The sequence below is a fragment of the Phenylobacterium sp. genome, from assembly GCF_016793285.1.
In the GTDB taxonomy this organism is placed as follows: Bacteria; Pseudomonadota; Alphaproteobacteria; order Caulobacterales; family Caulobacteraceae; genus Phenylobacterium.
In genome coordinates, this window is the sequence record NZ_JAEUMO010000215.1 from 1 (window position 1) to 10,466 (window position 10,466).

The window sequence follows — 10,466 nt, forward strand, 5'->3', positions numbered from 1 at the left end:
GAGAACCACCCGCGCTACTACGAGATCGCCTGGGCGGCGCAGCGGGCGGGGCTCTACTACACCTGCATCTCGTCCAAGCTGACCGCCGGCGAGGTCGAGTACATCGTGGGCGACTGCGGGGCGCAGCTCCTGGTCACCTCGCCGGGCGTCGGCGCCGTGGTCGACGAGCTGCCGGGCGTGCTGCCCAAGTCGGTGAAGCTCTACATGACCGACCCGGCCCGGGCGCCCTACGAAAGCTGGGAGGCCGCCATCGCCGGCTTCCCCACGACGCCGATCGCCGACGAGACCTCGGGCTCGGACATGCTCTATTCGTCGGGCACCACCGGCCGGCCCAAGGGCATCAAGCCGCCGCTGACCGGCCTGCCCATCGACCAGACGCCGGGTATGGGCAGCATCGCCCAGATGCTGTTCGGCTTCCCCGAGACGCCGACCTACCTGTCGCCCGCCCCGCTCTATCACGCCGCCCCGCTGCGCTGGACCATGGGCGTCCATCGCCAGGGCGGGACGGTCGTGGTGATGGAGAAGTTCGACCCCGAACAGGCCCTGGCGCTGATCGAGAAGTACAGGTGCGACTGCGGCCAGTTCGTGCCCACCCACTTCGTGCGGATGCTGAAGCTGCCGCAGGAGGTGCGCGATCGCTACGACGTCTCGTCGATGAAGTCGGCGGTGCATGCCGCCGCCCCCTGTCCTGTGCCCGTCAAGGAGCAGATGATCGGCTGGTGGGGCGACGCGATCTACGAGTACTACGCCGGCACCGAGGGCAACGGCTTCTGCTACATCACCGCGCCGGAGTGGATGGCGCACAAGGGCTCGGTCGGCCGCGCGATCATCGGCGAGCTGCGCATCTGCGGCGAGGACGGCGAGGCGCTGCCGCCGCGCAGCGAGGGCGTGGTCCACTTCGCCAACGGCCCGCCGCTCGCGTACCACAACGCCCCCGAGAAGGTGGCCGAGGGCACCAACAAGCACGGCTGGACGACCCTGGGCGACGTGGGCTGGGTCGACGAGGAGGGCTTCCTCTACCTCACCGACCGCAAGAGCTTCATGATCATCTCCGGCGGCGTGAACATCTATCCGCAGGAGATCGAGAACCTGCTGATCGGCCACCCCAAGGTCGCCGACGTGGCCGTGGTGGGCGGCCCGCACGAGGAGATGGGCGAGCAGGTGATCGCGGTGATCCAGCCGGCCGACTGGGCCGACGCCGGCGACGCGCTGCGCGACGAGCTGATGGCCTTCGCGCGCCAGGGGCTCAGCCATGTGAAGGCGCCGCGCAAGCTCGACTTCATGGAGGAGCTCCCCCGCCACGCCACCGGCAAGCTCTACAAGCGGCTGATCCGCGACGCCTACTGGGGCAAGGAAGGCTCGCGGATCGTCTAGCGGTGATGCTAGAGCCTGCCCCCGAACACCAATGAGGAGTGACGAATGAACCCGGTCGAGATCAAGGACCTGCCCGGACTGGTGGGCCAGGAGGTGGGCGTGTCGGACTGGGTCCTGATCGACCAGGACCGCGTCAACAAGTTCGCCGAGGCCACCGGCGACCATCAGTGGATCCACGTCGACGTGGAGCGCGCGACGAAGGAGATCGGCGGCCCGATCGCCCACGGCTACCTGACGCTGTCGCTCATCCCCTTCCTCGGCGCCGGCATGCTGCCGGTGAAGGGCGTGACCCGCGGCATCAACTACGGCTCGGACAAGGTGCGCTTCACCAACATGGTCCGCGTCGGCAAGCGCGTGCGCATGCGCCAGAAGCTGATCGGCGCCGAGCCCAAAGCGGGCGGCATGCAGATCAAGAACGAATGCACCATCGAGATCGAGGGCGAGGACCGTCCGGCCTGCATCGCCGAGACGATCTCGGTGCTCTACGGCGGTTAGTGCTCCCCCTCAGGGGGAGCTGTCGGCGAAGCTGACCGAGGGGGCTGCGCGGACTACTCCCGTGCGGCCTCCTCCGCGGAGGCCGTGCGGCTGCCGGTGACAGCGGTCATGCCCTCGGCGAGGGTGGCCGGCGCGAGCGGGTTCTGCATCAGGGCGATCGTCTCGCGGATGTAGCGCGCGTGGGTGACGATGCCGATCTCGAGCCGTTCGTTGTTGAGCTCGACCTGCTGGGTGAGCAGGCCCGCGATGAAGCCGGCGTCGGCGCCGTTGTCGGTCGCGTTGGACGCCTGCTGGACGCCGGCCGGCTCGGACCTGGAGCCGCGGCTCACGAACACCGGCCCGCCCGAGTTGCCCGGGAAGACCGAGAAGTCGAGCAGGAACGTCGGGAACACCTTGGCCGGCGCCAGCGGATAGGACGCCACCCGGCCCGAGCGCAGGATCGGGAACCCCGCCGAATTGGCCGACAGGCCGCGCGGGAAGCCCAGGGCCATCATCTCGTCGCCGGCGTTGACCTGGAACTTCTCGAAGGTGTCGTCGGCGGCCAGGTAGTTCATCGGCAGCGCGGCCTTGGCGAACTCGGCCGGCGCCTTGATGGTGATCGCCGCAACGTCGCGGTTCGGGTGGTGGGTCCACAGCTCGCGGCCCTCGCCATCGCGGATTTTCACCTGCTGGGGTGAATAACTCCACGACCCGTCGGGGTTGGCGATGCGGTAGCCGATCCGGGCGGTCGCGCCCGGCATCTTCTGGAGCACGTGGTTGGCGGTGACCAGCACCGTGCGCGGCTTGCCGTCGGCGTCCGGCGCCGAGATCAGGAACCCCGTCCCGACGGTGCGGGTGCCGTCGCCCAGCGGCTGTTCAAGCTGAACAGTCGCGTGGATCAGATCAACCGCCAGGTCCATGACCATGGATGGCCCCTCAACTCGACTAGCCCCTCGCGTCTTTGATGCGCGATCTCGATGCACAAGTAGTGAATCACGGAACGACTGCGGCCAACAAGTCGCCACATTCGCCTGCGGCCGTGAGCCGCGCGCGGAAACGCGCACCCGGCAAGGGATTGTACGCTTGAGCGAGGGCTCCGGAGGCCGCATCTAGCGCCGCATGAGCGCCACAAAGCCCCCCGTCGCCCCGAAGGTCCCGCATCGCATCGAGCAACTGGGCCGCGTCCGGGTCGACGACTACGCCTGGATGAAGGACGACAACTGGCAGCAGGTCCTGCGCGACCCCAAGGTCCTGCGAGCCGACGTGCGCACCCACCTCGACGCCGAGAACGCCTTCACCAAGGCTGTGCTGGCCAGCACGGAGGATCTCCAGGCGAAGCTGTTCGCCGAGATGAAAGGGCGCATCAAGGAGGACGACAGCTCGGTCCCCTCGCCCGACGGGCCCTGGGACTACTACGTCCGCTACGACCTGGGCGCCGAGCACCCGATCCACGGCCGCCGGCCACGAGGCCACGAGGGGGCCGGGCCCGCCGACGGCGAGGAGGTGCTGCTGGACGAGCCCGCGCTGGCCAGGGGCAAGGCCTTCTTCCAGGTGGGCGCCGCCAGCCACAGCCCCGACCACGCCCTCTTCGGCTGGGCCGCCGACGAGCAGGGCAGCGAGTACTATCGGATCCGGGTCAAGGATCTGGCGACCGGCCAGGACGTCGGTCCGCCGATCGAGAGCGCCTACGGCGACTTCGTCTTCTCGCCGGACAGCCGGTGGATCTTCTGGATCTGGCGCGACGAGAACGCCCGGCCGGCCAAGGTCTTCCGCCGCGCCGCGCGCGGCGGTGACGACGCCCTCGTCTACGAGGAACTCGACGACGGCATGTTCCTGGGCGTGGGCGTGGCCTCCGACGACAGCCATATCCTGATCCATGTGGGCAACCAGGAGACCACCGAGATCCTGCTGATCCCCGCCTCCGATCCGACCGCCGCGCCGCTGATCGCCGAGCCGCGTCGCGTCGGCGTCAAGTACAGCCTCGACCACTGGACCGACCGCTGGGTGATCCGCACCAACGACGACGGCGCGGTCGACTTCAAGCTCTGCACGTCGGACGCGGCGGTCCCGGCCAAGGCGACCTGGCGCAACTGGATCGCCCACCAGCCCGGCCGCTACATCACCGGCTTCGCCGCCTACGCCGGCCACCTGGTCCGCGCCGAGCGGGTGAACGCGCTGGACCGCCTGGTGGTGATGGATCGCAGCGGCGCCGAGCACATCGTCGCCTTCGACGAGGAGGCCTACGCGCTGAACCTCGAAGGCGGCTACGAGTACGCCACGGCCACGACCCGCTTCGTCTACCAGTCGCCGACCACGCCGCGGCAGACTTTCGACTACGACATGGCCACCCGCGCGCGGACGCTGCGCAAGACCCAGGAAATCCCGTCCGGCCACGATCCCGCCCGCTACGTGGCGCGCCGGCTCACGGCCAGGGCCGCGGACGGCGCCGAGGTGCCGATCACGCTGCTGATGCTGAAGGACGCGCCGCAGGACGGCTCGGCGCCGCTGCTGCTCTACGGCTACGGCAGCTACGGCCACGCCATGGAGCCCAGCTTCTCGATCCGCAACCTCAGCCTCGTCGACCGCGGCTGGATCTGGGCCACGGCGCATATCCGCGGCGGATCGGACAAGGGCTGGGGCTGGTTCCTCGACGGCCGCAGGGAGAAGAAGACCAACACCTTCACCGACTTCATCGCCTGCGCCGAGCACCTGGTCGCCCAGAAGTATGCCGCGGAGGGCCGGATCGCGGCCTACGGCGGCTCGGCCGGGGGCATGCTGATGGGCGCGGTCGCCAACCTGCGGCCGGACCTCTGGGGCGCGATCATCGCCGCCGTGCCGTTCGTGGACGTGCTCAACACCATGAGCGACACTTCGCTGCCGCTCACGCCGCCCGAATGGCCCGAATGGGGGAATCCGATCGAGGACCCCGCCGCCTACGACCGCATCGCCGGCTACAGCCCCTACGACCGGGTCTCGGCCCAGGCCTATCCGCCGATCCTCGCCACCGGCGGCCTCTCCGACCCGCGCGTCACTTACTGGGAGCCGGCCAAGTGGGTGGCGAAGCTGCGCGCGTCTTCGACCGGCGACGCCCCCATCCTGCTCAAGATCAACATGGAGGCCGGCCACGGCGGCGCCTCGGGCCGTTTCGACTTCCTGAAGGAGATCGCCCTGGACTACGCCTTCGCCATCTGGGCGCTCGAGAAGGACTGGAAGGCGGCGGGATGATCATCCGGGGGGCGAACGAGACGGATGCGGACGCGCTGGCGGCCATCTACGGACACCATGTGCTGCACGGCTTCGGCACGTTCGAGGAAGAGCCGCCGCCGGCCGCCGAGATGGCGCGCCGCCTGGCCGCCATCAGGGGCCTCGGCCTGCCCTACCTCGTCGCCGAGCAGGACGGTGTCGTGCTGGGCTTCGCCTACGCCGGCCCGTTCCGCCTGCGCCCGGCCTATCGCTACACGCTGGAGGACAGCGTCTACATCGCGCCCGACGCCGTCGGCAAAGGCGTGGGCCGCGCCGTGCTGGGCGCTGTGATCGAGGCCTGCGCGGACCTGGGCGTCCGCCAGCTCGTGGCCGTGATCGGCGACAGCGGGAACGCCGCCTCGATCGGCCTGCACACCGCACTGGGCTTCACCCATCAGGGCGTCGGCCGTTCGTTCGGCTTCAAGCACGGGCGCTGGGTCGACATCGTCTGGATGCAGAAGGCGTTGAACGGGGGCGACCTCACGTCTCCCGAAGGCCCCGGCGTCCCTCTGTCAGGTAGCTGACAAGTCTTCGCCCGATAGGCGAAAGCAGAGGCAAAACATACGCCTAAAAGGGCGCGCGCTTGCCCTTATGTACTTGTACGTAATTGCTTAGCTGGAATTTTTTCCGCAGACTCCGGAAGTCGGCGGGGACCGGCGCGGAATGTAGAATACATGCTTGGGTTGTGGACGGGAAATCACACAACCGATTTGGCGAAGAATTCGACCCTGAGCTTCCGGATCCTCGGAGGCCAGGTTCTGGCGGTCGGGCTGTCCGCGGTCGTTCTGGCCGTGGTCTATGCCGCTGGACCGCTTTTCGGCCACTCGGTCTACGTGCTCGGCGCGCCGGCGCTGTTCGCATGCGCGTGGATGGGCGGCCCGCTGGGCGCCCTGACGGCCACGATCCTGATGACCCTCGGCGGCGTCTGGCTCGACGGCCTGGCCGACATTCCGCCGATCGAGCGCGTCCTGCGCGGCCTCCTGTTCCTCGGCATGGGCGCAGCCGCCGGCGCCGCGGCCGCCCGCATCTTCACCCAGCGCCGCGCCGCGGCCGAGCTGATCGCCGACCAGGCCGAGCGCGAGGCGCTGCTGCAGGCCAGCCTCGAGATCGTCGCCGACGCCCTGGCCGTCATCGACGACCGCGGCGTGATCCAGAGCGTGAGCCGCGCGGCCGAGCGGATCTTCGGCTGGAGCGCCGCCGAACTGGTGGGCCAGGACCTCAGCCGCCTGATGCCTCCCGGCGAGGACGCAGCCCTCGCCGGTGACGGGAACGGCGACGACGTCAGCGGCTCCACCCGCCAGTTGACCGGCCTCCGCCGCGACGGCGAGACCTTCCCCATGGAGGTGCGCATCGGCCACGTCGACATCGAGAGCGGCCGGCTGCTCACGGTCGTCGTGCGCGACCTGACGTCGATGCAGGAAGCCGAACGGCGCAACGATGAACTGCGCAGCCAGCTCAGCCAGGTGTGGAGCGCCAACTCCATGGGCGAGATGGCGCAGGTGCTGGCGCACGAACTCAACCAACCGTTGTCGGCCGTCACCAACTACCTGCGTGCCGCCCGCAACCTGATCGCCCGGCTGGAGCTCAACGAGGACGACCTGATCGACGCCGTGGCCCGCGCCGGCGACCAGGCCGTGCGCGCCGGCGAGATCATCCGCACCATGCGCGATCTTGCGACGCGCGGCGGGACACTCCAGAAGCCGGAGAGCCTTTCGGCCATCATCGGCGAAGTCGACTTCATCATCGCCCTGATGGCGCGGGACGCGAACGTCCGCGTCGTCTACGACCTCTACAAGGGCCAAGATACGGTGATGGCGGATCGCATTCAAATTCAGCAGCTTGTCGTCAACTTGGCGCGCAACGCCATCGAAGCTGTAACCAAGTACCCGACCCGTCAGCTTCAAATTTCAACGAAATTGGATTCTGAGGATCGCATTCTCACGACTGTCGAGGACAGTGGTCCGGGCATTGATCCAAGCGTCTCGGATCGCCTTTTCCAGCCCCTGGCGAGCACAAAGCCCGAGGGAATGGGGCTGGGCCTGTCGATTTCAAATGCTATAGTCGAAAACCACAGGGGACGGATCTGGGCTGAACCGAGCCGTCTGGGTGGCGCTGCTTTCTGTTTTGTATTGGCGCGGGCAGGTGCAGATGGTGACGTCAGCGGCCGAGCGGACGGTGTTCGTCGTCGATGACGACGATGCGGCCCGTGACTCGCTCGTCGTGCTGCTCAAGTCGGACGGCCTGACCGCCCGGCCCTTCGCCTCCGCCCACGACTTCCTGGCCACCTTCGACGCCGCGGCCAGGGGCTGCATCGTCACCGATCTGCGCATGCCCAGCATGGACGGGATCGACCTGATCAAGGCGCTCAAGGGCGTGGGCTGCATACTACCGGTGATAGTGATCACCGGGCACGCCGACGTCAGCCGGGCCGTCGACGCCATGAAGGCCGGCGCCACCGACTTCATCGAGAAGCCCTTCGACAGCGAGCAGATTCTGCGCGCCGTCCGCGCCTGCATGGAGGAGAACGACGCCGCCATCGACGCCGGCGCGGCCAAGACCCGCGTGCTGCGCCGCCTGGAGAGCCTGACCGCCCGCGAACGCCAGGTGCTGGACCTCATCGTCGAGGGGGCCAGCAACAAGGTCATCGCCGCCCGGCTGGAGATCAGCCCGCGCACGGTCGAGATCTACCGCGCCAACGTCATGTCCAAGATGCGCGCCGACAGCCTCTCCGACCTCATCCGCTCCACCCTCACCGCGGGCGCCGCGTAGCCGCCGCGCTGAACTCAATCGGCCCCCCTTCGTCATGGCCCAGCCCGTCCAGGCCACCCCTTGGGCCGCGACCTCGCGACGATCGCGCCGTCGACGTCGCGCTTGTCCGGACAAGCCGCGGGATGACGCCGAGAGAGGGCGTTTGAGGTTCCGACCTACGCGCGCGGCAGCAGGAGCGTCGCGGTCGTGCCGCGGCCTTCCGTCGAGACCAGGCGCAGGGCGCCGCCCGCCGCGCGGCAGAACGCCGCGACGCCGCTCAGCCCCAGGCCCGTGCCGCCGCGGCCCGCGCGGGTGGTGAACCAGGCGTCCCCCGCGCGCGCCAGCACCGCCGGCGACATGCCGACGCCGCGGTCGGCCACCGAGAGCGCCACGTAGCGGCCGGGCGTGACCCGCAGCCCGCGGGCCGCCTCGCCGTCCAGGTCTTCCGCCGCGGCTTCGAGCCGCACCGCGCCGCCACTCGGCAGCGCGTGCCCCGCGTTGACGCAGAGGTTCAGCAGCGCCGAATCCAGCCCCGCACGGTCGGCGAGGCAGACGAGCGGCTCGGGCATGGCCATGGCCACGCAGGTGACGCCGGCGGCCGTCGAGACATTCGCCAGGCGCGCGACCCCGATCATCGCCCCGGCGCAGTCGATCTCGTCGGCCATTGGCTGGGCGGCCTGAGACAGCTCCATGAGCCGGCGCAGCATCACGCCGCCCTTCTCGGCCGACTCCAGGCCGATGCGGGCCAGTTCGCCGTCGTCGGACCCTTCGGGCAGTCGGGCCGTCAGGGCCTCGTTGGCCGCCAGGATCACGTTCAGCAGGTTGTTGAAGTCGTGGGCCAGCACCGCAGCCTGCTGGCGGCGCGCCGCCTGCTCGGCCTCGGGCTCCGGCGCCGGCGCCGGGCGGATCGTCCGCTTGTCTGCAACGCCGTCGAAGGCCATTGCCCTGTCCCTGCCGCATCCATGGCCAGAATGTGGCCGAGCGAATCAAGAGCACACGCCAGGGTAGGAATCATCTCGGCACGACTACCTAAGTACACATACCTAGGACCGGCCGCCGCACCCTCGGGACGCGCAAGCGAACGGCCGGCTCCCGCGGGAGCCGGCCGCCCAGGCGCCGAACGACAGGGGCTTCAGGCCGCCAGCGCAACCGGCTTGGCGTCGCGCAGCATGTAGCCGCCGCCCCACACCGTCTCGATCTGGCTGTCGCCGCCGGCCGCCGCGGCGATCTTCTTGCGCAGCTTGCAGATGAAGACGTCGATGATCTTGATCTCGGGTTCTGACATGCCGTTGTAGAGGTGGTTCAGGCACTGCTCCTTGGTGAGCACGCTGTTCTTCCTGAGCGAGAGCAGCTCCAGCATCTTGTACTCGCTGGGCGTCAGGTGGATCGCGGTTCCGTTCACCTCTGCGGTGCGGGTGTTGAGGTTCAGCGCGATCGCGCCGGTGCGGATCACCGATTCCACGTGGCCGCGGGAGCGGCGGACCACCGCGTTGATGCGCGCCGCGAGCTCGCCCTTGTGGAACGGCTTGGTCATGTAGTCGTCGGCGCCGGCGGCCAGGGCGCCGATCTTGGTGTCGACCTCCGTCGAGCCCGACACGATGATGACCGGGGTGGCGAGCTTTTGCGCGCGGATCTCGCGCAGCGCTTCCGTGCCCGGGACGTCCTCGAGGTCGAGGTCCATCAGGATGGCGTCGTAGTCGTAGAGTTCCGCGAGTTCGACCGCTTCCTCGCCCGAGGCGGTCACCGACGCGTTGTGGCCCTCGGCCGTCAGGATCAGCTCGATGCTGCGGGCGGTGGCGGCGTTGTCTTCCACGATCAGGATGTGCATTGCCTGTCCCCTTGCAATGGTGCGCGTTGATGGATGTTCGGGTGGGTCAGCCGGCGATGACCGACTGCGAGATCTTCATGAGCTCCGACATGCGGAAAGGCTTGGCGAGCACCTCGTCGGCGCCCAGGTGCTTGGCCCAGGAGAGATAGTCGGCGCCGCGCGCCCGGCCGGCGCCCGAGATGGCGATGACCTTCGGCGGACGGGCGACCCGCTTGATGGCGCGGATGGCGCCGATGCCTTCGATGTCGGGCATCACGATGTCGGTCACCACGAGGTCCGGCTTGTGGGCGCTGGCCATGCGGATGCCCTTGCGGCCGTTGTCCGCGGCGACCACGCCGAAGCCCGCCTGCTGGAACGCCATCGCCATCAGGCGCAGCAAGGCCGGGTCGTCGTCGATGATGAGAACCTTGCCGCCCACGCCAGCCCCCGGCTTCAAGCCAACGACTTGAAGGCGCAGCGGAAACCCGCCGCTGGCCGCCGCGTGGGCGCACTCTTGGAAGACATCTGCCGCTCGTCCTTCAGCCGGTGTTCACTATGGTTAACGGTTAAGAACCACAGTGATTCGGGGGCTGGAAATCCCGGACGAGTCCTTAGGTATATATACGTGTGACGGGCTGTCGCAGAAACTTGCGGTTGCGCTTTGCGGCCGCGCTGCGTCCCGCGCGAGCGCCCCGCGGCGAAGCCGGCGAACGGTGTCTGGAAGGCCGGCGCGGCGTGGCTGGGGAACTAGGACTCGAACCTAGAATGACGGTACCAAAAACCGCAGTGTTACCATTACACCATTCCCCAGCAGGAACGG

The 10,466-nt window shown here is 68.8% G+C and carries 10 protein-coding genes and 1 tRNA gene; 6 read left to right on the forward strand and 5 right to left on the reverse strand.

The genetic code is table 11. From position 1 onward, the window contains the following. The coding region (locus JNL41_RS18970) for an acyl-CoA synthetase (RefSeq protein ID WP_293477673.1) at positions 1–1,374 on the forward strand (1,374 nt) is incomplete at its 5' end. Positions 1,375–1,419: 45 nt separating this feature from the next. Then, on the forward strand, positions 1,420–1,869 hold the full coding sequence (locus JNL41_RS18975) for a MaoC family dehydratase (protein ID WP_293477675.1): 450 nt from the start codon (positions 1,420–1,422) through the stop codon (positions 1,867–1,869). 53 nt (positions 1,870–1,922) lie between these two features. Here JNL41_RS18975 and JNL41_RS18980 read toward each other — a convergent pair whose 3' ends face one another. Next, complete coding sequence (locus JNL41_RS18980) at positions 1,923–2,774, reverse strand: serine protease (protein WP_293477677.1); 852 nt, start codon at positions 2,772–2,774, stop codon at positions 1,923–1,925. Positions 2,775–2,967: 193 nt separating this feature from the next. Here JNL41_RS18980 and JNL41_RS18985 point away from each other — a divergent pair, with 193 nt between their 5' ends. The 4 genes from JNL41_RS18985 to fixJ all read left to right on the forward strand — a co-directional run bounded on the left by JNL41_RS18985 (position 2,968) and on the right by fixJ (position 7,860). Then, positions 2,968–5,073 (forward strand): S9 family peptidase, encoded by a 2,106-nt coding sequence (locus tag JNL41_RS18985; RefSeq protein WP_293477679.1) that lies wholly within the window; start codon positions 2,968–2,970, stop codon positions 5,071–5,073. Next, the gene (locus JNL41_RS18990) at positions 5,070–5,615 is read left to right on the forward strand and encodes a GNAT family N-acetyltransferase (RefSeq protein ID WP_293477681.1); all 546 of its coding nucleotides are present in this window, start codon (positions 5,070–5,072) and stop codon (positions 5,613–5,615) included. Before JNL41_RS18985 ends, JNL41_RS18990 begins: the two co-directional genes overlap by 4 nt. Positions 5,616–5,801: 186 nt before the next feature. Then, positions 5,802–7,283 carry a PAS domain-containing sensor histidine kinase gene (locus tag JNL41_RS18995; RefSeq protein WP_293477683.1) on the forward strand — a complete coding sequence of 494 codons (1,482 nt, stop codon included), beginning with the start codon at positions 5,802–5,804 and terminating at the stop codon, positions 7,281–7,283. Continuing rightward, positions 7,240–7,860 (forward strand): response regulator FixJ, encoded by a 621-nt coding sequence (gene fixJ / locus JNL41_RS19000; RefSeq protein ID WP_293477685.1) that lies wholly within the window; start codon positions 7,240–7,242, stop codon positions 7,858–7,860. The genes JNL41_RS18995 and fixJ overlap by 44 nt, the downstream gene beginning before the upstream one ends. A 155-nt stretch (positions 7,861–8,015) precedes the next feature. On the opposite strand, the gene JNL41_RS19005 is transcribed toward fixJ, so the two are convergent. The 4 genes from JNL41_RS19005 to JNL41_RS19020 form a co-directional block, all read right to left on the reverse strand. After that, positions 8,016–8,780: an ATP-binding protein gene (locus tag JNL41_RS19005; protein ID WP_293477687.1), complete on the reverse strand. Its 765-nt coding sequence runs from the start codon at positions 8,778–8,780 to the stop codon at positions 8,016–8,018. 191 nt (positions 8,781–8,971) lie between these two features. Beyond that, the gene (locus JNL41_RS19010; protein ID WP_293477689.1) at positions 8,972–9,667 is read right to left on the reverse strand and encodes a response regulator transcription factor; all 696 of its coding nucleotides are present in this window, start codon (positions 9,665–9,667) and stop codon (positions 8,972–8,974) included. Positions 9,668–9,713: 46 nt separating this feature from the next. Further along, entirely contained in the window at positions 9,714–10,085 is a 372-nt protein-coding gene (locus JNL41_RS19015; RefSeq protein WP_293477691.1) for a response regulator, read from the reverse strand. Positions 10,086–10,382: 297 nt separating this feature from the next. Then, positions 10,383–10,456, reverse strand: a tRNA-Gln gene (locus JNL41_RS19020). Between the last annotated feature and the right edge of the window lie 10 nt (positions 10,457–10,466).

Excerpts from the sequence above, each read along its gene's own strand:
- JNL41_RS18985 (WP_293477679.1), top strand. The coding sequence starts at position 2,968 with ATGAGCGCCACAAAGCCCCCCGTCGCCCCGAAGGTCCCGCATCGCATC.
- fixJ (WP_293477685.1), top strand. The coding sequence starts at position 7,240 with ATGGTGACGTCAGCGGCCGAGCGGACGGTGTTCGTCGTCGATGACGAC.
- JNL41_RS18990 (WP_293477681.1), top strand. The coding sequence starts at position 5,070 with ATGATCATCCGGGGGGCGAACGAGACGGATGCGGACGCGCTGGCGGCC.
- JNL41_RS18975 (WP_293477675.1), top strand. The coding sequence starts at position 1,420 with ATGAACCCGGTCGAGATCAAGGACCTGCCCGGACTGGTGGGCCAGGAG.
- JNL41_RS19010 (WP_293477689.1), bottom strand. The coding sequence starts at position 9,667 with ATGCACATCCTGATCGTGGAAGACAACGCCGCCACCGCCCGCAGCATC.
- JNL41_RS18980 (WP_293477677.1), bottom strand. The coding sequence starts at position 2,774 with ATGGTCATGGACCTGGCGGTTGATCTGATCCACGCGACTGTTCAGCTT.
- JNL41_RS19005 (WP_293477687.1), bottom strand. The coding sequence starts at position 8,780 with ATGGCCTTCGACGGCGTTGCAGACAAGCGGACGATCCGCCCGGCGCCG.